This is a genomic window from Vibrio sp. 1180_3 (assembly GCF_029478545.1).
GTDB classification, from domain to species: Bacteria; Pseudomonadota; Gammaproteobacteria; order Enterobacterales; family Vibrionaceae; genus Vibrio; species Vibrio aestuarianus.
Genome location: NZ_SJFM01000004.1, coordinates 42651 through 68580 on the forward strand (window position 1 = coordinate 42651; position 25930 = coordinate 68580).

24 protein-coding genes are annotated in these 25930 nt (G+C 40.6%); 13 read left to right on the top strand and 11 right to left on the bottom strand.

The window, feature by feature from the left end:
* Positions 1-11: 11 nt before the first annotated feature.
* The 10 genes from EYW48_RS03975 to EYW48_RS04020 form a co-directional block, all read right to left on the bottom strand.
* Positions 12-425, bottom strand: coding sequence for a hypothetical protein (locus EYW48_RS03975; protein WP_176313692.1), 414 nt, complete (start codon positions 423-425; stop codon positions 12-14).
* A complete protein-coding gene (locus EYW48_RS03980; protein ID WP_277431927.1) occupies positions 422-943 on the bottom strand; it encodes a hypothetical protein in 522 nt (173 codons plus the stop codon). Before EYW48_RS03980 ends, EYW48_RS03975 begins: the two co-directional genes overlap by 4 nt.
* Positions 944-985: 42 nt before the next feature.
* Positions 986-1696 (bottom strand): hypothetical protein, encoded by a 711-nt coding sequence (locus EYW48_RS03985; RefSeq protein WP_277431892.1) that lies wholly within the window; start codon positions 1694-1696, stop codon positions 986-988.
* A gap of 17 nt (positions 1697-1713) precedes the next feature.
* Complete coding sequence (locus EYW48_RS03990; RefSeq protein ID WP_176313695.1) at positions 1714-2751, bottom strand: type III secretion system translocon subunit SctE; 1038 nt, start codon at positions 2749-2751, stop codon at positions 1714-1716.
* 107 nt (positions 2752-2858) lie between these two features.
* Positions 2859-4073: a hypothetical protein gene (locus EYW48_RS03995; protein WP_277431893.1), complete on the bottom strand. Its 1215-nt coding sequence runs from the start codon at positions 4071-4073 to the stop codon at positions 2859-2861.
* A gap of 23 nt (positions 4074-4096) precedes the next feature.
* Entirely contained in the window at positions 4097-4585 is a 489-nt protein-coding gene (locus EYW48_RS04000; RefSeq protein ID WP_176313697.1) for a regulator, read from the bottom strand.
* A 23-nt stretch (positions 4586-4608) separates the two neighbouring features.
* Positions 4609-5073 (bottom strand): hypothetical protein, encoded by a 465-nt coding sequence (locus EYW48_RS04005; RefSeq protein ID WP_277431894.1) that lies wholly within the window; start codon positions 5071-5073, stop codon positions 4609-4611.
* Positions 5060-5605: a type III secretion protein gene (locus EYW48_RS04010; protein ID WP_176313699.1), complete on the bottom strand. Its 546-nt coding sequence runs from the start codon at positions 5603-5605 to the stop codon at positions 5060-5062. Before EYW48_RS04010 ends, EYW48_RS04005 begins: the two co-directional genes overlap by 14 nt.
* A complete protein-coding gene (locus tag EYW48_RS04015; protein WP_171981624.1) occupies positions 5605-5862 on the bottom strand; it encodes an EscI/YscI/HrpB family type III secretion system inner rod protein in 258 nt (85 codons plus the stop codon). The genes EYW48_RS04010 and EYW48_RS04015 overlap by 1 nt, the downstream gene beginning before the upstream one ends.
* Positions 5863-6182: 320 nt before the next feature.
* Positions 6183-6623 (bottom strand): winged helix-turn-helix domain-containing protein, encoded by a 441-nt coding sequence (locus EYW48_RS04020; RefSeq protein ID WP_253910204.1) that lies wholly within the window; start codon positions 6621-6623, stop codon positions 6183-6185.
* A 532-nt stretch (positions 6624-7155) separates the two neighbouring features.
* On the opposite strand from EYW48_RS04020, the gene EYW48_RS04025 reads away from it, so the two are divergent.
* The 6 genes from EYW48_RS04025 to EYW48_RS04050 all read left to right on the top strand — a co-directional run bounded on the left by EYW48_RS04025 (position 7156) and on the right by EYW48_RS04050 (position 13930).
* On the top strand, positions 7156-8853 hold the full coding sequence (locus EYW48_RS04025; RefSeq protein WP_277431928.1) for an RluA family pseudouridine synthase: 1698 nt from the start codon (positions 7156-7158) through the stop codon (positions 8851-8853).
* Positions 8854-8980: 127 nt separating this feature from the next.
* Positions 8981-9568 (top strand): TetR/AcrR family transcriptional regulator, encoded by a 588-nt coding sequence (locus EYW48_RS04030; RefSeq protein WP_168524293.1) that lies wholly within the window; start codon positions 8981-8983, stop codon positions 9566-9568.
* Between the two features lie 97 nt (positions 9569-9665).
* Positions 9666-10697: an NADP-dependent oxidoreductase gene (locus EYW48_RS04035; protein ID WP_277431895.1), complete on the top strand. Its 1032-nt coding sequence runs from the start codon at positions 9666-9668 to the stop codon at positions 10695-10697.
* A gap of 13 nt (positions 10698-10710) precedes the next feature.
* A complete protein-coding gene (locus tag EYW48_RS04040; protein ID WP_053309002.1) occupies positions 10711-11325 on the top strand; it encodes a glutathione S-transferase in 615 nt (204 codons plus the stop codon).
* A 158-nt stretch (positions 11326-11483) separates the two neighbouring features.
* Positions 11484-13034, top strand: a complete 1551-nt coding sequence (locus EYW48_RS04045; RefSeq protein ID WP_176313701.1) for a YjjI family glycine radical enzyme — start codon at positions 11484-11486, stop codon at positions 13032-13034.
* Positions 13031-13930: a YjjW family glycine radical enzyme activase gene (locus EYW48_RS04050; protein ID WP_277431896.1), complete on the top strand. Its 900-nt coding sequence runs from the start codon at positions 13031-13033 to the stop codon at positions 13928-13930. Before EYW48_RS04045 ends, EYW48_RS04050 begins: the two co-directional genes overlap by 4 nt.
* Before the next feature lie 370 nt (positions 13931-14300).
* Here EYW48_RS04050 and EYW48_RS04055 read toward each other — a convergent pair whose 3' ends face one another.
* Positions 14301-16037, bottom strand: coding sequence for a SulP family inorganic anion transporter (locus tag EYW48_RS04055; RefSeq protein WP_274672398.1), 1737 nt, complete (start codon positions 16035-16037; stop codon positions 14301-14303).
* A gap of 303 nt (positions 16038-16340) precedes the next feature.
* Here EYW48_RS04055 and EYW48_RS04060 point away from each other — a divergent pair, with 303 nt between their 5' ends.
* The 7 genes from EYW48_RS04060 (at position 16341) to EYW48_RS04090 (ending at position 25888) form a co-directional block, all read left to right on the top strand.
* Positions 16341-17339: an OmpA family protein gene (locus EYW48_RS04060; protein WP_277431897.1), complete on the top strand. Its 999-nt coding sequence runs from the start codon at positions 16341-16343 to the stop codon at positions 17337-17339.
* On the top strand, positions 17336-19111 hold the full coding sequence (locus EYW48_RS04065; protein WP_277431898.1) for an Ig-like domain-containing protein: 1776 nt from the start codon (positions 17336-17338) through the stop codon (positions 19109-19111). The genes EYW48_RS04060 and EYW48_RS04065 overlap by 4 nt, the downstream gene beginning before the upstream one ends.
* 58 nt (positions 19112-19169) lie before the next feature.
* On the top strand, positions 19170-20486 hold the full coding sequence (locus EYW48_RS04070; RefSeq protein WP_277431899.1) for a hypothetical protein: 1317 nt from the start codon (positions 19170-19172) through the stop codon (positions 20484-20486).
* 76 nt (positions 20487-20562) lie between these two features.
* Positions 20563-22557, top strand: a complete 1995-nt coding sequence (locus EYW48_RS04075) for a hypothetical protein (RefSeq protein ID WP_277431900.1) — start codon at positions 20563-20565, stop codon at positions 22555-22557.
* Positions 22558-22632: 75 nt separating this feature from the next.
* On the top strand, positions 22633-23826 hold the full coding sequence (locus EYW48_RS04080; RefSeq protein ID WP_277431901.1) for a hypothetical protein: 1194 nt from the start codon (positions 22633-22635) through the stop codon (positions 23824-23826).
* Positions 23827-23877: 51 nt separating this feature from the next.
* A complete protein-coding gene (locus tag EYW48_RS04085; protein ID WP_274672390.1) occupies positions 23878-24945 on the top strand; it encodes a hypothetical protein in 1068 nt (355 codons plus the stop codon).
* A 286-nt stretch (positions 24946-25231) separates the two neighbouring features.
* Positions 25232-25888 (top strand): HAD family phosphatase, encoded by a 657-nt coding sequence (locus tag EYW48_RS04090; RefSeq protein WP_176245730.1) that lies wholly within the window; start codon positions 25232-25234, stop codon positions 25886-25888.
* Positions 25889-25930: the final 42 nt, after the last annotated feature.

Genomic DNA, 25930 nt, shown 5'->3' on the forward strand with positions numbered 1-25930 from the left:
CCATCACTTATTTATCGATTTTTAGATAACAACGCCAAAACATCACAGCTCATTTTGAAATCTATTTCGTCAATCCATTCCTGTATGCCTTTGGGAGTATTAATGACAAATTCATACAGTATTTGGTAGGCTTGTTTTGATGTCATAGTGGCAAAATCCCCTTCCTGAATCAGGGTTAGGATGAATGTAATATTATTAAATTGGTTGTCTAAAATACCGTCTACCAATACTGATTTCAGAGTTTGGTCAGAGTAATTACTCCATGTTGCAAACCATTCAATCACCGCTTGCTTATCAATAAACACTTCACTTTCAGCCACCGAACTCCAGCTTAAACGCTGACATTTACTTTTGAACATTTGATAAGGGTCAAATTCTTTTCCTTGCAAATGGCAATGAGTAATAAGAGAAGAGTTTCGTTTCATTTACGACTTTCCTTCCGGCTTAAACCGTCATAACGGCGACACAAAACCAATATTGATAACAGTCCCTCTAGGTAGTGCTCATAAGCCACTAGCTGCTGCACAATCTGGCTATTGGCATCTTCCATGGGGGCATCCAAATCATCTAACAACGATAAGTAACCCTTTATTTTCCGCCTTAGAAAAGCAGGATAAAGGTGCTGACAGTTATTTGCGGCTTGTAAAATCCACAATTGTGCATCATTCAGTGAATTAATATCCAACTTATCCGCAAAACCAAACCAATCGCGCATTGCTTTAAGTTGATAGCTGTTCAACTGCTTAACAAACTGTTTTTGTTGCTGAAAAGTCATTGGCTTTTGCCTGATTCTAAACAACCTCGGATGTTTTTTAGAACGTTTTTCACTTTGCTTTACATCCCGAACTCGTTTTGGCTGGTTTTCCTCTCGTACATTTTTCGTCGCGGTTAAATCAGAGACTCGCTCGGTTCGCAATGGCGTTGAAAAGGAAACTGAACGCATAAGATTAAATAGAGCGGTCAATACCGCTCTTCTCCTTAATAATCAGCGGTTAGTTGCTAAACTTGCTTTTTCTAGATCATTTAGAAGCTCATTCAACTTGGCAAGCACTGTAGCAAAATGTTGAAAAACCTGATCCTTTAGTGCATCTAACTTTTCTTTATGCTTGATTGTTGCTTGACCTTCCTCCTGAGTCTGAACCTCGTTGGCATGATATACTTCCATCCCATCTCGCGACACGCTATTAGCCGTATTAGCCGCTTGTGATACCGCTGTATATTTACCATTACGCATCTGCAGAAGACTAGCAGTGTGTCGGTCAATTTGCTCCGAAGTAAGCTTGTCTACTTTGCCACCTTTAGCAAGGTGATCATCTCTCAGAGGTTTTCCTGAAGCAGTTTTAGCCGCAGAAAATGTGTTAATAGCTATATTGAAAGCCCCTGACACAACCTGAATAGCGAATTTAACTTGCGAGTCATGGCATTTATCTGCGGCAAGAATTCGCGCAATATCTGTTGTTACCTTCGCAGCTTGAATTCGTGATTGAGCTAATTCAGCGTGGAGAGCATTAGACGCCTGAAAAATTTCGGCTATTAACTTCAGCAAATCGTTCATTGAAATGCCATCTTTTTGTGCTTTTGTTAACTGTTTATCAGCTTTTTCTAACGACTTAAGATTAATATTGTCTTGTGCCGATTGTTCTGACTCAATAGCAATTGATGCAGATGTGTGTGATAGAGAATTTGTTATATCCATTGTGTCACCTTTATTAATTACATATGAATGGACATAATGTCGCGATTAAAGTCTCGCTGATCATTGTTAACTTTTGCGAGCGACTCAAAAGCGTGATTCATAGCGCGTAGCGCTTGATCTAACATAAGTAGAATTTGTTCGATTCGTGTTTCGAGTTCTTCTTGATTCGCTTCCGCTATTTCCAAGTCTCTTGTAATAGCCGCTGATTTAAGCGAATAGCCAGTAGTAACAATAGAAGTGAGCTCTGAAGAAACTGAGCTTGCTTGACCAATTCGAGCTGCAACTAACTGCCCACCTTTAGCGAACTCTTGAATTTTATCGAGTAGCGGCTGAATCATTTTCATCATTTTATGGACAACACTTTGAACTTTGGTCGAGATGCTCACCAATGATTTAATCGAATTGACCATATCTGCCGCTTTATCCGCTAATTGCGCTGCTTTTGCTGCAGCGCTCGCCGCAGTCTTGCCTACTGCCGCAGCAAAGTTACCTGGGTTAAAACTTAACACCATACCAATCAAACCAATCGCTAGCTCTAGCCCCATATTTACCCACATACGAGTATCTTCAGGGACACCGGCAGCTATCATGATTTTATCGGCTATTTTCGGCACAACAATGCTGGCAATCATAACGCCTATCATGATTCCAGCCATAACAGGGTTAAATGGAGCCATTACAATAGCGGCAACAAACCCCAATGCCATGCCAATTTTTCCCCAGATACTTTTCTTTTTTTGCGCTTTCTGTTGCTTTTCCAACTGTTCTAATCGGTCATTAAGCATGTTGACTTGTGATTGCTTTTGTAGCTCGATCAACGACTTTTTAGTGTCAGAGTTTTCTACCCCTGTTCCCGAAACGGCATTTGCCACTTTTTTCATTTCCTCTTGCACCATTCGCCACAACATGCTCAGCGATATAGAGCTGCTTGGTAATGGTTGATTCGGAACTTCCCTTTGTGAACGTGCTGCTTCGATTTGTTGAGCATTTCTGTTCTCTTCTTCCACCTCATTATTGTAGGTGGCGGCAGAGATATTAATCATGAATGGGTTCATGTTTTCCCCTTACTTTTTATTATTTGCCAAGAATAAATATGCTGAGTAAGCACACCTGTATCTCGTAGATACGAGCGGTACGTTCTTGGTTATATCGTACCCTTGAACTAAATATTTCTGGCCACCGATAACTGCTCATCACGTACAACTTGTAACCAATACTTTAATGTTTGTTGGATCATTTTTACTTGGTCACTAATGCGGTTGATCTCTTTTACTTCTTCTTCAGTAAGAGGTCGAGAAGGAAGATTTTCCGATAATGTGTTGAAATAATCGTTTGTCACTCCCTCATATGAATGATAATCCATACCAAAACCTTGATTTGGGTCATTACCAATATGTATGTTCCAGCCATCAACCTCCTGATTTATATAATCAACAATATTATTGATTGACGGATGTAACCGATTAATTAATTCATTAATATCTTGAAGATTACCAGAAATTATCAACTGATATTCTTCTGTAGATAATTCATCCCCACTGAGTAAGCTAGATAAAATAACCATTCTCATTAGTGGTGATAAATCCTGTCCTGTTTGCCAACCATTTTGCCAATCATTAATCGTGCCCCAATTATTTGCAAACTGATCATGCAGCGCTTGAGGACAATTGTATTGTTGACTGAGCTCATCAAGGATCTGCTTCGCTAAGCTCCCTTCTGGTGCTTGATTTTGGATGGTATTGAAAAGATTTGATACCAAAGCGGCAAACCGGTTTCCGTCATACCCTTCATGAACACCGTGGGAACCAGAGCCTGTCGCTTCTAGAAAATGTTGAATATCTTTTATTTGCTGAGGCGTTAGATTGTAATCCTCAGGATGCATAATCACATCCATTAGAGCAAGTTGGAATGCATCTTCAAGTTCTGTCCCATCGACGGAACCGTCACCGAAGATGCTTTCAAACATCTTTTTCATTGCATCTGTAAATCCAGCAAGTCCCCCTGCTGTGCTTTCGCTTATAGCAAGTAACTGTTTCGAGTAAGCTTCCATACTCTCTGCTAGCATATATGCAACAAGAGCTTCTGAGCCGACATTAGCCGCCATCTTTAAGGCAATCTCTTTTTGGTGCAAAGTTACCCCAGCTAATGTCTGAATATTATTCGGTTGCATAAAATTCAGCTCGTCATCTGCGATATTGATATCACGATCTAATTGTTCAAATAAGGCACGCTTATCAAGCTCTGAGTCGCTTGTTAAGTTACTTTCCTCATTCTTAAATAAGGCACGCTTATCAAGCTCTGAGTCGCTTGTTAAGTTACTTTCCTCATTCTTAAATAAGGCGGTACGATTAACTATAGAATATAGAGCAGTGGCCATTTTTTGTCCTCAAACATCAACATTCAAGATAAATATGGCTTGAGTTGTTGTTGCAAATACTCATAGCGATTTTTATAAAATTCATTTAATACATCCTTTTTTACAACAAGTAGTATCGCACTAGCTTGTATGTACTCTTTCAATTTGTAGTGGCAAAGAGAAATGTTAACAGCCGTCTCATCGAAATCGTTACTTGGATAAGTCTTAACGATATTCAGATATTCTAAAGCGCGGCTAAACTTTCCCTGCTCTAAAAAAATTGCCGCTAAACAACCAGGACCTCGATGGTCATATGGATTTAATACGCTATATGATGAAAATATCAATTCAGCTTCTTTGAATTGAAATTTATTATATAATTCAACACCCGTATTAAACATGGATTTTAATTGATTAATTGTTATATTTTCAGAACTCTTAATGCGTGATATTTCTTTTTCAACAGAATTGATATTAAGTAGATCAAAAAAATTATCGTTTTCTAAACTGGATTCAACATTGGGACTTTTCATACTAAATCAACCTCTACGTTGTACTACAATTTTTTTGAAATTATATGCTCAATAAAAAACCGTAACCTTTCAGGACTTTTAACCTTCAGCTCTATATCTGGCATGCTTTTCTTTAAGCGTAGGGAACACAGTACAGCTTGACGACGATTAACTACCGACAGTAAACTCAACCCAAGTTCATCAATTTCAGCATTCAATGGAATATCATAAAGACCAAAAACATCCGATAGAAGAGATAGTTCTTGCGTCAATACATCACGATATATTAACCAAGATGGATTAGTAATATTTTTTTTACTTTCTTGATATTTTACAATAGTTCCCATCATGTGGATCATTGTACGTAACTTACTTCTATTTAAAGATAAGCAATGCTCTAGATCTTCACCTTCAATAGAAGTAAGTACTTGAAATTGTTCTTGGTTTATATCAAATTTCGTCAAACCATAGTGCAAAAATTTTTGATGATAATATTTATACCTTTTCATATAAATCACTTTGAACGAAGTAACTAATCGTTAATGTGTCATTTTCATTCACAACCCCTCTTAGAAATTTCTCAATGTTGTTTTTATTTTCTTCCTCTATATTTAAAAGACTAATAATCAACACCGATACTCGCTTATTTTTTTCACCTGTAACAATAACATTAGCCCTGAGTACATTTGGGATAATACTAATCTTGTTATAAATCTCTCGACTTTCAAGTAAATTACTTTTCACCGTCTCCAATTTACTTAAACTGGCAAATTTTGATTCAAGTAAATCATTAAGATCCTGTGTTTGGAAATAGAAATTAAAGCCTATAAGTAACTCTCGTGCTTGTAATTCATTATCTTGGTCAACTGAAATGAAAAACTGCTCCTTTTGGCTATTTAACTTTGATTGAACACCATACTTAGCTAATAAAACGACGACCTTATTAGCGATATCAGCAGAATCAAAATCTGCAATTATTTTATCATTCTCGCTATCACACCCAGACAAAAGTAATATAATAATTAACATTACTTTTTTCATTACTGAGCCTTCATAACTTCGTTGATTGCATTAGCAGATTTTGATGCTATTTTAGTCACAGTTTCTTGGTATAAACTGTAGTGAAAAACAGCTTGCTGTAAAGCTAGAGTATCTTGGACCCTCATTGCCTGCCCGCTAGTATTAATATGATTAATGGTTTCTAGAATTTCTTGGAAACCTTCACCAATATTGTTAAATGTATCTTCTAAAACTGATGGCCTTACAGCCTGAACACCTTGAATAGCAAATAAATCCATTATCTTAAACACCATATCAATTCAATGACAATTAAAACCCAAAAGAGCCATGAATTCATGACTCTTTTGAATAGGTATACGCTTGTAGTTTATTACTCGCTATACAATGGAAGCCTAAAAAAGCTCAACCCCGACAGGTAACAAAAATATTAACTTACACTATGTATTGATAGCTAACTAAACTCTAATAAGTTAGTGGTAGTTTTTCATCAGATTTTTTTTGAAAAATCATTACTGTTTTGTATATTATCTAAATATTAACATACAGAAAGTAGCTTATCTGGATTAATGTAATCACTAGCGAAAAAACAAACAAAATACTACCTTGAGAAAAGTTTTTCATAAAACCTCTTCTTCTTAATTTCGGTATTTTTTCTTTCTGGTGATGAAGTTAAGCTAGCACTAGCTTCAGGCAAAGCCATTGGTGAGCTATTGAATTTATCAACATCATCAACAATAAGCATATAGCCAGTTTTTGGGACTGTTTGTATCTCACATTTAATGCCAGGGGCTGATTTTAACGACTTTCTCAAATTTGAGATAGCTTTTGTTAGAGATGTCTCACCAACAATAATACCTTTCCATACGGTATTATTTATTTCTTCTTTTTCGACGACCTGGTTAGGGGAAAGACACAACATATGCAGTATAGCGGCTTCTCTTCCTCCCAGAATAACACGCTCTTTGGCTGTTACTATTTCTCTCTTCAGTGTATCAAAATAAACGTCTTCCCCAATTAATATATTTCTCATCATGCTCATTCACGCGCCATAAAATAAGTAAACTGCAATGTAATGATCACTAGCCAAATAATACTACACAGCATCTACAAATAAAATAATATCGCCTACTTCAATTACCATTTTTTATATTAATATGGGTTTTTTCCCATTTTTTTTAAGGCAATCGAGCACTTTTTTTTAACTGATTTATAAATAATTACAATTCCATTAACTAACAATCCTCCCAACATATCTCACATCATTTTTTATGCTTAACTCTCTGTTTTTCATTTTTTATCTTGAACCTAGGATACAACCTACCCCCTAAGCTTGCTATTCACTTGAGCGATGATGAGAATATTCTTACAGACAATGTTGTCATTTAATACCTACTATTCTCTGCAACCCAACAGTTATAAGAGTGAGCTTTAAGCCTGAAAACCTTGTATCACAATAAGGAAAACATTATTAACAGCACTCCATTTGCTAAATAAACTCCTAGCTAGTATTCCTTCGTTAAAAAGGTACAATCCTTCGTTTCCTTTGTTTTTACATGCCTGAGCCAGAGATGATGCCAACAACACCTCCCCACTTCACGAGCTTCAATACCCCTATTGAGGGATATTCTCTGCCAGAACGCTTTACTTTTCCTTTATGTTATGAACCAGACCCTTTGTGTCAGTTGGCTGCACAGCAACTACAAGAGCATTTATTGACTCAAGCGTATTGGCAGCATGACTTTAGTTCAAAAAAAGCAAGTGTTCAGACAAACGACTTAAGTGTGGGGGGAAAAATGTTTGGCGTACTTGTGGTTCAAAACACAATCGGAGAGCTTGGGTTTCTATCTGCATTTTCAGGTAAACTGGCCGACAAAAATGTATTACCACACTTTGTTCCACCCGTTTTTGATATGTTGACAAATGATGGTTTCTTCCTCGCAGGCACTGCACCTATTAACCAAATCAATCAGCAAATAGATCAGTTGGAAAGCGATGAGCAATACTGCAAGTTGCAGCAACAATTGAGACAAACTCAACTACAGGCAGATAAAGAAATAGAAGCATATCGCCAGTTGATGATTGAAGGACGTAAAAGTCGCAAGTCACAACGCCTAGCTATCGAGCAAATATCAAGCGCAACCACAAAAAATGAAATGTTGGATTTTCTTGCCAAGCAGAGTATTGCCGAGAAAAACCACTTTAAGAGGTTAAAGGAAGAGTGGGATACGCGTATCACCACTATCAGTAAGCAACTCACAGAATATAGGAAAATCATTGAGACATTAAAAGAGCAGCGTAAGCAACTTTCAAATACTTTGCAGCAAAAGCTGTTTGCTCAATACAAATTCCTTAATATAAAAGGGGAGGAAAAGTCACTTGATGAGATTTTCCATGCGACAGCAAACCCGACGCCACCAGCAGGGGCTGGTGAGTGCGCAGCCCCAAAACTACTGCATTATGCATTTAAAAATGGATTGACCCCAATTGCGATGGCCGAGTTTTGGTGGGGAGCGTCACCTAAGTCCGAAATCCGCCAGCACAAAAAATTCTACCCTGCGTGTCAAAGTAAGTGCCAACCTATTCTGGCGCATATGCTTGAAGGTATACAGTTAGATGATAATCCTTTACTCGCCAACCCTGCAGAAGGTAAAGAGATTGAGATCGTCTACCAAGATGAAGCCATTGTTGTGGTTAATAAGCCGGCAGAATTTTTATCCGTACCTGGTGTTAATATCCAAGACTCCATGTATTACCGTTTACAGCAACAATTTACCGATACTGAAGGTCCATTTGTTATTCACCGTTTAGATATGTCAACTTCTGGTCTTTTAGTTTTTGCGCTCACTCGACGAGCGAATAAGAATCTTCAAAAGCAGTTTATTACTCGCAGTGTTGAAAAACGTTACGTTGCTCTTTTAGAAGGAGAGCTTTCTCATTCTGAAGGTGATATTCAATTACCATTACGTGGTGATCTTGATGATAGACCACGCCAATTAGTCTGTTTTGAACATGGTAAAGCTGCCGATACTCATTGGCAACTCATCGAACAAAAAGAGGGACGCAGTAAAGTCTATCTTTACCCTAAAACAGGGCGAACCCACCAATTGCGAGTGCATTGCGCACACACACTAGGGCTTGATATGCCAATTGTTGGCGATGATCTGTATGGAACAAAAGCCGAGCGATTGCACCTCCATGCAGAACGGCTCAGTTTCGACCACCCTTATACCAAGCAACGTATGATATTTACGGTTAGCGCTGATTTCTAAATCAATCTAAAATCATCTCACTAAGCATAAAATCTATTCGGTAGATATATCCATCTCGATCTAACTGTGGTGTAGCAACGGAATAAAACCATAGACGACTGGTCTATTTTTATTTATAGTGCACAGCATGAAAACGAAAACCAATGATACTCGCCAACACATTCTACAAGTCGGATACCAGTTAGTGGTATCGAAAGGCTTTACTGCTGTTGGCTTGTCTGAACTACTCAAAACCGCTGATGTGCCAAAAGGCTCTTTTTATCATTATTTTAAATCTAAAGAACAATTTGGTGAGGCGTTAATCCAAGAGTATTTTCAACACTACTTATCTCGTATTGAAGCGTTACTATTGCAAAGTGATGGGACTGGCTTTGAGCGTGCGATGCGCTATTTTCAGCGTTGGCTAGAAGTGGAAAATGAAACGTGTAATGCTCATAAATGCTTAGTGGTGAAACTTGGCGCGGAGGTGTCTGACTTATCAGACCCCATGCGTGAAGCACTGCTGGCAGGGGCCAATACAATTATATCTACTCTTGCTTGTTGTATTGCTCAAGGTATAGAAGATGGTTCGATTGCCAAACAAGACAGCACTAACACCGCACACATGCTCTACCATTTGTGGTTGGGGGCGGGGTTAATGAGCAAACTCAGTCAAAACCAAACTGGGTTACAGCAAACACTGACTACCACCAAACAGATATTAACGGCTCAATAGCGTCGCTATAGCTACATTAACCCGCCGATAAACAGGCGGGATTTTTTGAAACAAACACTAGACGACTGGTCTAATCCTATAAAATAAGGACACTCCAATGACAGCACAAACCAACCGCCGTATTGTACTTGCCTCTCGCCCTGTCGGCGCGCCAACAGCAGCTGATTTTCGCTTAGAAAACGTTGTAAAACCAACCCCAGCAGAGGGGGAAGTCTTACTGCGTAGCATTTATCTGTCACTTGACCCATACATGCGCGGTCGCATGAGTGCAGCAAAGTCATACGCTGATCCAGTCGCGATCGATGATGTAATGGTCGGTGGTACGGTGTGTCAAGTTGAAGTATCAAACCACCCACAATTTGAACAAGGTGAGTGGGTACTGGCATACACTGGTTGGCAAGATTACGCGTTATCCGATGGTCAAGGATTGCTTAAATTAGGCAAAAATCCAACACAACCTTCTTATGCATTAGGCATTATGGGTATGCCCGGTTTTACCGCCTATATGGGTTTGTTAGACATTGGTCAGCCCAAAGCCGGTGAAACGGTAGTCGTTGCGGCAGCAACGGGACCTGTGGGCGCTACGGTTGGTCAAATTGCAAAAATCAAAGGTTGTCATGTGGTGGGTATTGCTGGCGGCGAAGAAAAATGTCGCTACGCTAAGGAGGTACTGTGCTTTGATCACTGTATCGATCACAAAGCTGACGATTTTGCAGCGCAACTGGCTAAAGCTTGTAACCAAGGGATTGACGTTTACTACGAAAATGTGGGCGGCAAAGTTTTTGATGCAGTTTTACCGCTACTCAACACCGCAGCTCGCGTGCCGCTTTGTGGCTTAATTTCACAATATAATGCCACCTCGCTACCTGAAGGGCCTGATCGTCTATCGATGTTAATGGGCACATTGCTTACCAAACGAATCCGTATGCAAGGCTTCATTATTTTTGATGACTACGGCCATCGCTACAACGAATTTGCAGCCGACATGACTCAATGGTTAAGCGAAGGAAAAGTAAAATACCGCGAGCAACTGGTCGACGGTTTAGAAAACGCACCACAAGCCTTTATTGGCCTATTGGAAGGAAAAAACTTCGGCAAACTGGTTATCCAAGTAAACCAACCACTTTAATAAGGACAGTATGATGATCAAACTTCACCACCTTAATAAATCTCGCTCTAAGCGTATTATCTGGTTACTCGAAGAGCTGGGGGTTGAGTATCAAGTAGTTCCGTATCAACGCGATAGCGTGACTTTTCTGGCACCACCGGAGCTAAAAAGCGTCCACCCACTAGGCAAATCACCCGTGATTGAAGACAGTGGCTTAGTGGTTACTGAATCTGGCGCCATCACGGATTACTTAATAGAGAAATATGGTCAGCAGTTTGCACCTAAACGCGGCAGTGTTGAATACGTTCAATATCAACAATGGCTCCATTTCGCAGAGAGTTCAGCCATATTACCGCTACTGCTAAAGATGTTTGTCGCTAAAGATGGCTGTCAAACCAACTTCCTTGGTGGCTACGCGGATAATGAAACCGCCAAAGTCATGAGTTACTTTGACCAATGTTTGGTTGGTAAACGTTACTTAGTTGCCGATCAACTGACTGGCGCAGATTTTATGATGTCTTTCATTGCTGAAATTCTAGCAAACAGCGGTAGTATTGAACTCTACCCAAATATTGCCGCTTACCTAAAGCAACTAGCCACGCACCCTGCGTACCAAAAATCTGAACAGATTGAAGCACAATACGCATAGCACTCAGCACAAGTAAGAGCACTATAAAAGCGCCATTTCAAGTTATCTGAGAGGCGTTTTTATTTTCCATTTAGGAAATAACTTGTTTATCAATTTTCAATAGTGAAAAGTATCGACCCGCATTAACATTAAACCCTCTTTTTATGAGGGTTTAATTCATGAGCCAACCGTTAGACCAACACCAACAACGTTGCTACGATATCGTTACCGATGCGACTCTTTCTGCGAAGCAAAAATCGCACTTTCTAGCTCTCGAAGCTGAGGCAAATTTACCTTATATAACGGTATCACCGGCGGTGACACAGGCAATGGATCAAGGTATTTTGTGTGACATGTTTGAAGGCCATGCTCCTTTTAAACCCCGTTATGTACTGCCTGATTACGCTAAATTTCTTCAACAAGGGTCAAAGCACTTAGAGCTTACGCCAGCACGAAATTTTGATGAAGCCATCAACATGCTGACGATTTTGTATCATCACGTGCCGTCGGTAACTTCAATACCGGTTTATCTCGGCCAATTAGATGACGTACTGCTTCCTTATGTCGGTGAGTTAAGTGAAGAGGCGATCTACAACAAACTAAAACTGTTCTGGATCATGCTTGATCGCACTCTGCCTGATGCCTTTATGCACGCCAATATCGGTCCGAGTGATAATATTATTTGCCGCCTTATTTTACGTATTGATGGCGAACTGAAACAGATCGCGCCGAATCTAACATTGATGTATGACCCAAGCGTGACACCTGATGATCTTTTACGGCAAGCCACCGCCAATATTTGTCAATGTGGTAAACCCCATATTGCCAACTACCCCATGCATGCCAAAACCTACGGTGGAAATCGCTTTGGGATCGTCAGTTGTTATAACTCACTGCCTTTAGGTGGCGGTTCTAATACGCTCGTGCGGATGAACCTGAAACAAGCAGCGCAGGAAGCTAGTAACAGCGATGATTTCTTACATCGCGTTCTACCACACTACAGCCAGCTGATGATTGAATTAATTGATGCTCGTAGCACGTTTTTGCACCAACACTCTAACTTCTTTAACGGCTTCTTAACCCATGAAGGCTTAATTGAAGAATCTCGCTTCGCCCCCATGTTTGGGATCTATGGCATGGCAGAAGCCGTTAATCTGTTACAAGATCAGGAACAGCGTGAAGGCCGCTATGGTCAGGACGAAACCGCAAACCAATTAGGATATAGAATTTCTGAAAAATTAGCGGAGATCGTACAGAACTTTCCTGTCAAATATGGCCTTAATGGTCGTGCGTTATTGCATGCACAAGGAGGTATTAGCCTTGATTTAGACGTAACACCAGGGGTTCGTATCCCCTATGGATCAGAACCAGATCCGATCAGTTACGTGCAAGCAACCGCAAGGCATCACACCCATTATGCATCCGGCGTCAGTGATATTTTAACTTTGGATGAAACGGTAAAATCGAACCCTGAAGCAATGTTTAACTTATGCAAAGGAGCCTTACATACTGGCTATCGTGAATTTACCGCCAACGTGGCTTCTAATGATCTCATTCGGGTAACGGGTTATATGGTTAAGTTGTCGGAAATCGCACAGTTTGAACAACATGGTTCGCGAACCAATACCACTTTTCTTGGGGCTGAAGCGGCGAAAAACACCAACATTCTCAACCGAAGAGCACGAGTCATTAGCTTAGAAACCACACCATACTCTCCATCAGTACAATGATGAAAAAGTTGCAAAAGCTAACGGCTAAAGTCAGCCGTGTGCTGACTTTTTCTTGCGTTGACGGACCGGGAAATAGGCTGGTGATTTTTTTACAAGGCTGTAATTTTAGCTGCCTTTCTTGCCATAACCCACACACCATCAACCACTGTAATCATTGCGGTAATTGTGTATCGGTGTGTCCAAGTGGCGCGTTAACCATCAACTCCCACCAGCAAGTAGAATGGCAAGAACAGCAATGCATTCATTGTGATCGCTGTATTGAGATCTGTTCCCATCAATCAAACCCTAAAATTCACCACTACCGTGTGGCGCAATTATTAGATTTGGTGCGAAAATATCGCTTCTTTTTAAGTGGGATAACCGTCTCAGGTGGTGAGGCAACATTACAATTGCCCATTATTACCGCGCTATTTAAAGCGATAAAACAAGATAAAGAACTTTGTCACCTTAGCTGCTTTATTGATAGTAATGGCTCACTTTCGCGCCAAGGTTGGGAAAAAGTAACACCTTATTTAGATGGGGTGATGATCGACTTAAAAGCATGGCAAAACGAAACCCACCAGTGGCTTGTCGGAAGAGACAATCATCGCGTCATGCAATCCATCAGCTATCTCTCACAAGTCGGCAAGTTATATGAAGTGCGCTTGCTGTTTATCCCAAACAAAAGTGATCTAGATAGTGAAATCGATGCGCTTGCTGACTATCTGCGCTCATTGCCATCTCAAGTTCAAATTCGGATCAATGCATTCCAACATCACGGTGTGGTTGGCGAAGCTCTCACATGGCAAAGCTGTGATGAACAAGCAATACGCTCATTTCACGATGAACTCTTTGCATTAGTACAACGACCTATTTTGTTACCTAGTGTTTACTGCTCTACTACGGAGCAAACATAATTAAATAGCTATTAAATAGCTATTTAATAAATAAGATTAAGTGCTTTTACTTACATTCCTTATTTTCTTTATTCTGTCACAAGTCGACTCGGCTCGCTGATACCCTCAGATTAGGTTTAACAAACACGGTGTGAGTAGAACTATTGTTTTCTTAGCATCAACCATATCAGCATTGGCTAACGATTCATCAGAGATTGCATTTCGTATAAGTAGTCTACAATGAAAAGAGGCGCATATTGTGTCTCTTCTGTTCTCAACATTTAACATCGATATAAGGATACGTATCATGATTGAATTTGACTTTTTACAGCTCTTCAATACACAAGAGCTGTTTATTTTTTACTAAACCTGACAGATAAAAACACCGACTTCAAACTGTAGCCGCAATTTCACTCTCAATGATGTTATTCGGCTCTTTTTGTACCGGTGGCACCTGCCCTTCTTCCACCGCATGTTGGTAACAACCACTGAGTTTGATGGCTAAATACATATCAGCACGAACCACAATGCCACCATCCCCGGTTGGAATACCAGCCACATCACACCATTTTCGCAAACTGCGTTTACGCCCAGCCAACACTAAACGAATACCACGCTTCTTCAAAATTGTTTGCACATCGGCAAGCATGGCCATTACGCTTAAATCTAAATGAGTAAAACTCGCCACCGCATCAATAATCACACAACCAACACTGGTTCCTGCACTTTCTGTGTGTTGTAAAATCCGACGTTTAAAGTAAGGCGCATTAAAATAAGTTAAAGGCGAGTTGAAGCGATAAATTACAATACCGGGAATGGCTGACGCTTTTCCAGAAGCTTCGATACTACGGATGATCCCTTTATCATCAAGCCCTAACACCTGATCACTGGGGCGCATCACGGTACGCAAAAATTGAAATAACCCAAGCAATACCGCCAGCGTAATACCTGGAATAACACCAATCACTAACACCGCAATAAAAGTAATGGCAGCCAAATAAAAGGCATCTTTATCGCGCTGGCGTAAATTCCAAATCCCTTTTAAGTCAAGCAACGAAATAGAAGCAATGATCAACACCACACCTAATGCAGCAATCGGAATGTACTGTAACGGCCCATACGCAACAATAGCGACAAATCCAATCACAATCGCGGCAATAATTGACACTAATTGCGATTTTCCACCATTGGCATCGTTGACCGCAGTACGAGAATCCGCGCCACTGATTGCAAAACCTTGCGAAAAAGCAGAGGCCATATTCGCTAGCCCTAAAGCGCGAAATTCCTTATCAGCATCAATGTCATAACCGTTTTTAGCCGCAAAGCTACGCGCAGTAAGCATCATGCTCACAAAGCTCACCATCGCTAGGTTAAGAGCAGGCATAACCAATTCGCGGCTTTCACCCAAGTTAAATTCTGGAGCTTGAAAAGCGGGCAAGCCACCTTGGATCACCCCAACCACTTTTACGCCCATCGTATCAAAGTGGAAAAACCACACCATTAAGCCAGAGACGGCAATAGCGAGCATGGCCGCTGGCCAAGTTGGCCTAAAATGCTTGCATAGAAAATAGGTTACCGTAGTGACAATACTTAATGTGAGAGTCTGCCAATGAAGATCGATCAATAAAGATGGCGCCTCTAAAATACGTTCAATCAAATAACTTTGTTCATATTTCAAGCCAGATACTTTCGCCAGTTGACCAACAATAATGGTCAGCGCCACACCGTTTAATAACCCTAATAAAATAGGGCGAGAGAGAAAATCAGCTAAAATACCCAATTTAAATCGGCTAGCGATCAAACACCATGCGCCAGTCATGGCGGTCATAGTCATCACTAATTGCCAATGCTTTAGTGGGTCACCAGCAGCTAGCGGCGTCACCACCGCAGCAATCACGGCACAAGTTGCTGCATCAGGCCCAACAATGAGCTGGCGTGATGTACCAAATAAGGCATACACCAACATAGGTAACACACACGAATACAACCCAACGATGGCGCTTACGCCCGTCAATTGGGCATAAGCAATCGCGACTGGAAGTGCGACAGCGACAACAGAAAATGCCGCACGAAAATCATCAACTAGCCAAACGCTTTCATAACCTTTCAGCTGATGCAAGCCCGGCATCCAACGTTGTACAAATCCATTGCTCAAAACGAGAACCCCTTATCGACTGAAATCACTTAAAGCATAACTCAGAATTGACAATTTTACTCACATAATCATCTGATTTTATTGATAATGAAGAATTAAAAAATTGAAAATTAATTGAATGTGCCCCTTACATTCCATATGCAACCAATCAATACCGGCCATTTATTCTGATTAAACCAAAAAAGTCGGAATTTACTTACAAGAAAAACCCCTCCTTTGAGCATATAGTTGCACTGTAATTTATTTCATCAAGAATGTGAGTTCTAAAATAAGATCATGAAAAAATCTATTTTCATTTTTACCTCTTTTTCCGCTGTCTCATGCCTTGCTCAACCTTATCTTGGCGTGCAAACAGGCTTATCTCATTATGAGGATGCCTGCCTGAAAAGCGCATCTTCTTGTAAAGATGATGTTTTAGGTTATGGCATTTTTGCTGGATATAACTTTAGTCAATCATGGGCAATGGAAATTGGTGTTCTATCGTACGGTGAACCACAAGCAAACTATCCATCAAATAAGGTAAGTGCCCGTATATGGGGAGGAGACTCTTCTATCATTGGCTACTATCCCCTAGCACAAAACTGGCAATTATTTGGTCGCTTAGGTGCAACATGGTTAGCAGTCGATAAATCAAATGATACGCGCTCATCAGCGATAGACCCTTTAGTTGGGGTTGGCATTCGCTACTCACCATCTAGGGTTTGGTCACTGCACAGTGAATACCGCTTCATTGATGGCGTAGGCGACAACCAAACCCAGCAAGCCGATTTACACTCACTGTTTGTTGGCTTTAGCATCAACTTTGATCTGTTCAATAGCTCGGAAGATGAAGATAAGGCAGGTACTCATACGACAGCCAGACCTGCAACCGTTGATATACCAGAAACTAAGGCAATCAACACACATACGACTTCGAATGCGGTTCATGATAAGACTTTGTTTCCTTTTAACAGCGCTAAATTGGAAAACATGCAATCCTTATCGCAATTATTGGACAACATTCAAAGCCACCCAGGCAGCACAATTTTGGTTGAAGGTCATACCGACAATATCGGTAATGAAGCCTATAACCTAAGACTCTCGATTCAACGAGCCAAGGCCGTTGCTGATTTCTTTGTCCAAAACGGCGTCGAACAGAATCGCATCGACGTAATAGGCTCAGGAGAAACACAGCCTATTGCAGCAAACAACAATGCAGAGGGTCGCCAGAGAAACCGTCGTGTGGAAATCACTTTTCCTTATAAAACTAATCAAATTGAAACAGGCAAACAATGATCAACGTTAAATCAATACTCGTCTGTGTACTACTAATCTGTAGCGTGGCAATTACCGGGTGCAAAAATGGTGACTCTGGTTTGCTATCAGGGGAAAACAAAGTAACCGCTTTGCAGTTGACTCCCGCTTCAGTAACGCTCGCAGTCAATACCACTCAGGAGTACACGGTAACGGCTTACTGTGCTGATGGCACAACCAAAAACGTAACCGATCAAGTCGCTTGGTCATTCGACTCAGACATTGTGACCTTGCAAAATAATGTTGCAACAGCGCTCCAAAGTGGACAGACCGATATCACGGCTACCTTGGGTAATGTTACTAGTAATACCGCTACTATCACGGTGTCTGGCGCTCAGATGTCTCGCTTATCAGTACTGGTTGATTCGCCACAACCTCAAGTACAGGGTAGTGCATCAAACAAAGGAGGTATGCTCACTCTTGCCTTGGGTAATAATCAAGGCTTTAGAGCAATCGGCCACTATGATGACGGACATAGTCAAGACCTGACTCAACAAGTTAATTGGATTTCGCTGACTGATGCTGGTCGATTTACTTCCCCAGGAACCTTGTTGGGAGAGCGGCAAGGCGTAACTTCTGTCACGGCAACTCTGGATACAAAACAAAGTGGGTCGATTTTTGTTGGTGTTAGAAATGCGCAGTTACTCAGCATTGATGTTTTACCTAACACTGCATCTATAACGATTGGCACTGAGCAACCTTATCAGGCTTTTGGTATCTACTCTGATGGTTCACGGCCAGATATCTCGCAAAGTGTTACTTGGAAAATAGAGGACAAAAAGGTGGCCTATTTCGACCCAAAGACCCTATCCGTCATCGGCTTAACTGAAGGTTCAACGTCGATCACCGCTAAGCTAAATGGTGTCAATAGCTCACCAGCCTCTATCACAGTCACAGAAGCTGAGCTTAACTACATCACCTTAAGTCCAATAAATATCACTCTATACGAAGGAGATAGCCATTCCTATACTGTTACAGGCCATTTTAGTGATGGTCGCATTGAACCCATCGATAACACCTTAGTGGGATGGCAGAGCGACGACACCTCAGGGGTATCAATAATCGACGGGGTTGCACAAGCGCAAAGTGCAGGTACTTATGTCATTACAGCCACCTACCTAGGACATACTGCCACAGCAAACGTTACCGTGGAACATAGACCGCTAAGCTTGAATGTTGAACCTCACCAGGCGACGATTGTTGAAGGGACGCAATTGCAATTCACCGCCATCGCTGACGGCTCAATAGATGTCACTTCATCCGCTACGTGGCAAAGTGAACTGAATATAAACGAAGGATTAGTTACCGGCTCAAAGGTAGGTGAATTCACAGTTAAAGCGAGCTACTCCGGCCTCTCAGACGAAGTCAAGTTAACAGTAACTGAATTTGGTTCTCTCACCGTTGAAGTGCCAAGAGCATTAGACGGAGTGATTAACGCAATCGATGCGCAACTCGGTGTTGAAGTCGAAATCCGTTATTCGGGTATGAGAGCAGGAGATGAAATTATGCTGACTGTCGCTATTGAATCTGCTGACGGCTCATCTCGCGAAATTATTGAAACTATCCAAGATCGAGTAACCGAAAATGAAGTGACTTCAGGTATCGCAATACGCACATTTCAAGAAACGACCTTCCAAGGAATGAATAGCGTAGCTGGTTTCATTAACCTCAGCATTAAACCATTTGAAAGCTCAGCAGCAGCTCTAGAACTAGATCCAGAGATAGAAGTCAACATTGATACCGTAGCACCATAATTTCACCACATTGCACAAGCAATGATTTTAAGCCAATAAAACATAAATAGGATAAACAATGACGAGTAAAACAATAAACAATATAACTGCCGACCCAAGTGAATCTCAACCTGTGGGTCAAAGCATTATGCTTTCAGCTAATACCGATCTGGATGAAGGTACCGTTATTAATTGGAGTTCATCTGACACTAGCATCGCAGTTGTCGAAGCCCCTACAAGCCCAGTTGGCAGTGATGGAAAAGCCATGATGTCAGTTGCTCTAACAGCAGCAGGAAACGCAACTATCACGGCAGCAGAAGCCGATACTCCTGCCAATACCAATAGTATTGACCTAACAGCTACGCCAGTCCAACAAGAACTGGATCTAGAAGTAAACTCCTACCCAATATGGTGCGCAAACTGGGATGGCATCCCCAAAACTTTCACCGTAACGGTTAAAGGCAACGATGGAAAACCAGTTCCAGGGGTGCCAGTTGTGATTACTGTTGCAGATGATGACAACTCTGGTATTACACTCGTCCAGCATTTGAATCCTCAGGCAGTGACAAACAGTTTTGGCAGCGTTGAGGCTCTGGCCAAATTCTCTGATATGACCGCAGGAAGCACTGCGACGATAACAGTAACTGCTGGTGAACCAGCAGTATCGAAAAATTGGTCGTTTGTAATAAGTGAAAGTCAACTCAATTCCACACCGTCATACAATTCCATCATAGACGATGGCTATATTGATGATACTGAAGCCGCTGGTGGCATATACGCTGGGATATTCGCAGCAGGGCTAGCTCGCGGAGATATCATAACCCTTTATTTTGGTAACTATTCGACTACTCTTGCCATTGATGATCCAAACGATGGACAGCAAGCTATTCTTGTTCCATCCGTTTTTCTGATTAACGGCCATTCGCTCAGTAGCTTCCAAGTCACTGACGTTGCAGGTAACTCCACTTTTTCAAGAACCATTGATGTCGAAGTGCGCCTTGAAGATGGCAGTGGCGGCAGTGGGATAGTCGACCTAGCTTCACTATCAGTTCCTGAAGGTGAGGATGGTGTCATTAACCAAACGGACTCCGACCTTGGGGTAAATATCGTCATTGAAGAAAATAAACTGAGAGAGGCAACCACCGGCATACTTTACGCTCAAATGTTACATGATGGAGAGCATATTGGGCCTTGGATCAACTACCCACTGAGTGTCCCGCCAGCTGACGGCGGTAATAGAATTGAACTCAATGATAAAACGGATGCTGTTGGGCTTGCAAACCTATTTAACTCAGTTGGTGAAGGTGATATAGAACTGTATTACGAATTGCAATTGAGTGATGGTCCACATTCATCGAAAAAAATTCAATACGTTGTCGATGTAATCGCACCTTAGTTTTCAAAATCATAGATAGAGCTCGAAAGGGCTCTATTCTCTAAAAATAAAAGACGACTTGAAGAGCGTAACTTCTATGTTCAAATCAATATCTCCCCCTCAATTCCCACAAATGCTAGATGATGGGGTTATCGACAAAGTTGAAATTATAGGCAGCGGAAATAATATCGATTTAACCATACCACGTTATAGCAGCATACAACGTGGAGATAGCATCGAAGTATATTTCAACCATGACAAAATTGGTTACCATACCGTTGACGATATCAATTCACTCCCACTCATATTTCACATTGACGCCTTGCCCTTTGACGAAGGGATCTACCCTGCTCATTACACCGTAAGAGATTGGTCGGAGAACCTCACCGTTTCCCCCATAAAGCATGCGATTTTGCTGTTTTCTGACCAACCTCGATTGCCTTCACCACTATTTATTGATGAACAAAATGATCAACTGACACTGATTCAATTACTAGAGCAATTTGGCACACGAGTAAAAATCCCCCCCAATGATAAACTTCTGATAGGCGACAACATCACGCTTTTCTTTCACGTCACCGATTTACAAAATAAAATCATTATCGCATCAACGTATCAATATACTTATACAGTAACAATGGCTGATATTACTGATGGCCACATTCACCTTATCCCACTCCGTTATCTGTTTGTGATCCATCAAGGTATAGCAAATATTCATTATATTGCTTATCGAAATCAAAAATCGGTTGCTGGTTTATCTCCAGTAACAACAACCCTGCTCAACATTAATGAGGATTTACTGACTGGGCCTCCTATTTTTGTCGATGCAAAAGACGATGGCATGCTAACTGACGAAGAGGTAGCCAATGGCATTAAATTTGATATTTCATACCAAAACATGGCGTCGAATGATCAATTGACTCTGACGCTTTATGGGCAAGACCTAATGGATAACCTTTTTTATCAAAAGGCCACAACAACAGTCACGCAAGAACAAGTCGAACAAGGTTTGGTTAACCTTACGCTAACCAATGAAGTCGCTCACTTAGTCAACATGGGTTATCTGTATGCTTATTATGAACTCAATAATAAACACCTATCACTACTGGCGATTGCACCATTAAACATGGAACTTACCCTTCCCCCACCAACGTTTGATGAAGCACAAGGTGAAAAGCTCTTTATCGATTTAGCTGAAGATGGCACTTTTATCTCAGCCGCCTATCCTACAATGCAAGTTGGTCAAACTGTGGCGATTTTCTTACATGGTAAAGACAGTAGCAGTAATAATGTTGAGGAAGCAGAATATGCCTATTCACGTACTGTATCTGTTGATGATATTGAGACAAATATAGTCACATTTAGCATCCCAGCAGAGCCGCTTCTTGCGGTTAAAGAGAACGGAACACTATTTACTCATTATTCAGTAGCAACTAGCGATGGGATAACAACCTATTCACCCACGGAAAGCGTCACCTTAACAGATAGAGGCATAGGAGCCGATTCCACATACATTGGTGGCTCACCAGGATACTGGCCTTCACTAGGATCGACAATCCAAGAGGCATTTATTAGCTATAACAATAGAGACAATACAGGCCCAGTTACATTTACGATTTCAGCAGGGGAACTGTATTTTGTCGCTAACAGCCAGAAAGAAATCACCGTCTACCCCGCAGAGAATGGTGTTGCATCAGCCTATATATCTGGCACCAACACTGATATCAATACGATAGTGGCGTCTACCAATAACAATGGTGGACAATCACAAATAAAATTCCGAACACTTAAACACTCATATCTAAATAATGCCATACCTCACCTTGAAATAAAGCCAAACCATAATCTCTTATATCCATTCACCATAGTGTTATTAGAAGGTTATGCAGGTAAATATAATTTAACCTTAAGCGATGGCGGAACATTTATTGTTGATAATGAAAATCAAGGAAGTGAGATCACCAACTTAGAAATAAATCACACTGAGAACTTTAACTTTAATGTCATTAAGGATAATAAAAACCAAGAAATATCAATTAGCGTTCTTGACTATGAAAAAAATAACCTATACTGCCAAATATATTTCTAAAAATAAAATCAATGCAATGGTATAAATGCATAAATAACAAACAACACCTCATGAAACAGAAATAGGATATTTACCATGCTTACAACCGAATGCAGTCAAAACACTCGAAATACTAATAAGGCCTCGGCTAAAATACCGTACTTACAAGCCCAAATGCAGTGGTTTTCTGGTAACCCACAAATAAGTGCTACTCAACTTACTCGGGTATTATATAATTTCAACAACTCCGACAATATCCTAGATGTTCAGATAGGACGGTTCCCAAATTTAATAGAGAATGAAAAAGATAACCTCAACTGTTCAATATGCAATCCAGAAACAGGAGACCTAGCATTATTATTTAATGGAACTGATATTTATGATGGGTTAAGGAATAAAGTGAACCCTGCACCATTAAACTGTGTTAGAAGCACAAACTTCACTAGTATTATTGCACCGAATTTACAAAGAAGCAGTGATCCAAACTTTGCTTATAATGTGTTTTATATTGACGATAGTACTAAGTATATAAATACAGCCATAATCACCTATCCCCATGGTACAAATAACCCAGCTCAATGGATAGGGCAATCAATAATAGCGACTAATACGATCGCAGCCCCATTAGGCTTGGTGTGTGTCAACGAAAGTGAATATTGGCTTGTGACACTGAGCAACCCAACCACGTTAGTCGCATACCGCTTTGGTAAGACAAGCGACGAATCGGTAGGACCTCCCATCTACTTAAACTTAGAGCCTTTTGCTTTCATCAACGCACCTCTCAACGCAGCCACCAGTTCAATAGTAGTCAACCAAAACCATATAGCTATAACTGTCAATGGTTACATCATGTGTGCTCAGTTGAGACTACAAAACAACCGCTATAACAACAATAGCCGAATACTAAGTCTGTATAACCAGAAACTCGTTTCGAATACTGCTACTACGACTCTCATGCCCGCTTTCGATGCGAGAAATGAACAACTCTATTTTTTGAAAGCAGAAGATGCCCAGCATAAAAATCATTTATGGGTATGTGATATAGAAAGTGGTGCGGTATATTCAGCGCATACTGCTTATGTTTTCCAAAATGACTACGTCACATTAAAACTGGCCCCTAATGGTATTATTTACGGAACCAATATCATTCCCCAAGGACACCAAGATCCTCTTCTTGTTATCCAAGAAATAGAAGAGACTGGAGAAGTTGCAGTCAGCGAATTATTGAATGAGCAGAAATATTCTTCGATTAGTTTTGGTAATATTCAATATCAAATAAATAATCTTTAAAATCTCTATCAGGCACCTAGTATGGTGCCTGATACATTTAAGGAGTAAGAGATGAAAAACACCTCACCAAATGATATTTACAGTCAATTCAGTCAGGCTTTATGGTTCCCTGGCACTCCAGAAAATAGATACATTTTTGATTTCAGAAATAACGTATTGGAAATCCTTGAATCTGATGGTGTTTTATCAGAAGATGCTTTCGAAAGCGTCGGTAATACTATCACTCAAGATGAAGATTCTGTAAGTTTGTATTTAATAGGAAAGTCATTAGTTGATCAGCATTTTCGAGTTGTCGATAAAAGTAATAATCTTTTTAAAAACACCACCCTTACACAATATAATCTAGTCTTTTCTAAAGAAATAAACCAAACCACAGAATATTTGGATGGATACTATGTTTCTTATAATGCATTGAATTTTTTTAGGGTATCACAGAATCAAGAGTTTACTGAAGTTATTCAACAAGATGTGATTGATCTTCCACATCGAATTTCTCAAGATTCACCTCTTAGTGTCATAGCACATGAAAAACTAGATAAAAAATGGATTTTTTATACTGCCTATGGACAGTTCAATTTAAACCTGCATATTGCAGAATGTAATGGCAGTAATATCAAGCCAATAACTAGCGTGCCTTTGCCAAATGAATTTGATCAAGGTCAGATAAGTATAGAGGTATCAGCTACGCATATTGCTATTTTGAAAAAAGGTTACGGTATTTTGTATGGTGATGTACGTTATTCCGATACATATGTTGATCTTGAATTTAGAGCATTGAAGCAAGATGTTTCAGTTGAACTGTCAAAATGTGCCATTTCATTGGATGACCAATTTTTAGTCTACATCAGTACTGAAGGCAGTAGTGATTATATTAATTGGCTTAATCTGACTACCGAACAGCTTTCAACCCAAAAACTCCTCGGTCGTTATTCGTCTTTAAAAACATCGCCTATCGCTAATATTTATGGCTTATCTCCACAACAAGCGGAAGGAGCACTCATTACGCTTTTAGAGCTAGAACCAGAACCAGATGGATCCACCTTCATTGTGAATGAAACCTATTCTCCCGTTTCAGGTGGTTTTTTCCCCAATTGTGAGTTCAAGGTTATTGCAGGCTAATTATTTATATACCCTTCCTACTTGAAATTGCAGCGGTGTTGGCTACGTTATTTCACCCCAATCATAGAGTTTATCTATGCTCATGGGGATGAACTCACTTGCCGCCTACCTGCAACTTCAAGTTGTTTGAGTAGAGCAACCACAACATCCAAATATCAGATACACTCAGTCAAACAGTAGAGCAACTTTGTGTATCTGCAACGACGAAACACTGAAGATTAGATTCGCTTCATATAGCCAAGTTATGGGAAAATACCATTTCGTTTCACTACCCAAAGTTGTACCGATGAAATTTCAAGCTGCTATTTTTGATATGGACGGACTTCTGCTCGATACTGAGCGAGTCTGCATGACCGTTTTTGAACAAGCCTGCCAAGCGGTAGGGGTTCCTTTTCTCAAAGAAATTTATCTTTCTATTATTGGCCGCAATGCAGCAGGCATTGAGCAAGTGTTACGTACGGGATATGGCCCACAACTGGATTATCCTGTTCTACATAAAGAATGGCGAAAACGCTATGACGCTGTAGTCAAACACCAGGCGATTCCAGTGAAAGAAGGGGTGATTGAACTTCTTCAGTGGCTAAAAGCCAATAACATTCCAACCGCTGTTGCGACCTCCACTCAAAAAGAGGTCGCAAGCATTAAGCTTAAACTCGCACAATTGGATAGTTACTTTGATTCATTCACCACAGGTTGTGAAGTCACTCATGGCAAACCTGACCCTGAAATTTATTTGCTAGCCGCACAACGGTTAGGGGTAGATCCTCAATTTTGTTTAGCGTTTGAAGACTCTAATAATGGTGTCATTTCAGCGGTGTCAGCCAATATGATGACCTACCAAATCCCAGACTTAGTCGAACCAAACAAAGAAATTTTAGCCTTGGGGCATCAAGTTATGCCTTCATTACATGAGGTATTAATCATGTTAAAAAACCAGCACTAGCATTCTAAATAACGCCTGATTAAGCAGGCGTTATTTCACTAG

Excerpts from the sequence above, each read along its gene's own strand:
- EYW48_RS03990 (WP_176313695.1), bottom strand. The coding sequence starts at position 2,751 with ATGAACCCATTCATGATTAATATCTCTGCCGCCACCTACAATAATGAG.
- EYW48_RS03995 (WP_277431893.1), bottom strand. The coding sequence starts at position 4,073 with ATGGCCACTGCTCTATATTCTATAGTTAATCGTACCGCCTTATTTAAG.
- EYW48_RS04035 (WP_277431895.1), top strand. The coding sequence starts at position 9,666 with ATGACAGCACAAACCAACCGCCGTATTGTACTTGCCTCTCGCCCTGTC.
- EYW48_RS04020 (WP_253910204.1), bottom strand. The coding sequence starts at position 6,623 with ATGAGCATGATGAGAAATATATTAATTGGGGAAGACGTTTATTTTGAT.
- EYW48_RS04065 (WP_277431898.1), top strand. The coding sequence starts at position 17,336 with ATGATCAACGTTAAATCAATACTCGTCTGTGTACTACTAATCTGTAGC.
- EYW48_RS04045 (WP_176313701.1), top strand. The coding sequence starts at position 11,484 with ATGAGCCAACCGTTAGACCAACACCAACAACGTTGCTACGATATCGTT.
- EYW48_RS04070 (WP_277431899.1), top strand. The coding sequence starts at position 19,170 with ATGACGAGTAAAACAATAAACAATATAACTGCCGACCCAAGTGAATCT.
- EYW48_RS04010 (WP_176313699.1), bottom strand. The coding sequence starts at position 5,605 with ATGAAAAAAGTAATGTTAATTATTATATTACTTTTGTCTGGGTGTGAT.
- EYW48_RS04055 (WP_274672398.1), bottom strand. The coding sequence starts at position 16,037 with ATGCCGGGCTTGCATCAGCTGAAAGGTTATGAAAGCGTTTGGCTAGTT.
- EYW48_RS04040 (WP_053309002.1), top strand. The coding sequence starts at position 10,711 with ATGATCAAACTTCACCACCTTAATAAATCTCGCTCTAAGCGTATTATC.
- EYW48_RS03975 (WP_176313692.1), bottom strand. The coding sequence starts at position 425 with ATGAAACGAAACTCTTCTCTTATTACTCATTGCCATTTGCAAGGAAAA.
- EYW48_RS03980 (WP_277431927.1), bottom strand. The coding sequence starts at position 943 with ATGCGTTCAGTTTCCTTTTCAACGCCATTGCGAACCGAGCGAGTCTCT.
- EYW48_RS04000 (WP_176313697.1), bottom strand. The coding sequence starts at position 4,585 with ATGAAAAGTCCCAATGTTGAATCCAGTTTAGAAAACGATAATTTTTTT.
- EYW48_RS04080 (WP_277431901.1), top strand. The coding sequence starts at position 22,633 with ATGCTTACAACCGAATGCAGTCAAAACACTCGAAATACTAATAAGGCC.
- EYW48_RS03985 (WP_277431892.1), bottom strand. The coding sequence starts at position 1,696 with ATGGATATAACAAATTCTCTATCACACACATCTGCATCAATTGCTATT.
- EYW48_RS04090 (WP_176245730.1), top strand. The coding sequence starts at position 25,232 with ATGAAATTTCAAGCTGCTATTTTTGATATGGACGGACTTCTGCTCGAT.
- EYW48_RS04025 (WP_277431928.1), top strand. The coding sequence starts at position 7,156 with ATGCCAACAACACCTCCCCACTTCACGAGCTTCAATACCCCTATTGAG.
- EYW48_RS04075 (WP_277431900.1), top strand. The coding sequence starts at position 20,563 with ATGTTCAAATCAATATCTCCCCCTCAATTCCCACAAATGCTAGATGAT.
- EYW48_RS04085 (WP_274672390.1), top strand. The coding sequence starts at position 23,878 with ATGAAAAACACCTCACCAAATGATATTTACAGTCAATTCAGTCAGGCT.
- EYW48_RS04050 (WP_277431896.1), top strand. The coding sequence starts at position 13,031 with ATGATGAAAAAGTTGCAAAAGCTAACGGCTAAAGTCAGCCGTGTGCTG.
- EYW48_RS04060 (WP_277431897.1), top strand. The coding sequence starts at position 16,341 with ATGAAAAAATCTATTTTCATTTTTACCTCTTTTTCCGCTGTCTCATGC.
- EYW48_RS04005 (WP_277431894.1), bottom strand. The coding sequence starts at position 5,073 with ATGAAAAGGTATAAATATTATCATCAAAAATTTTTGCACTATGGTTTG.
- EYW48_RS04015 (WP_171981624.1), bottom strand. The coding sequence starts at position 5,862 with ATGGATTTATTTGCTATTCAAGGTGTTCAGGCTGTAAGGCCATCAGTT.
- EYW48_RS04030 (WP_168524293.1), top strand. The coding sequence starts at position 8,981 with ATGAAAACGAAAACCAATGATACTCGCCAACACATTCTACAAGTCGGA.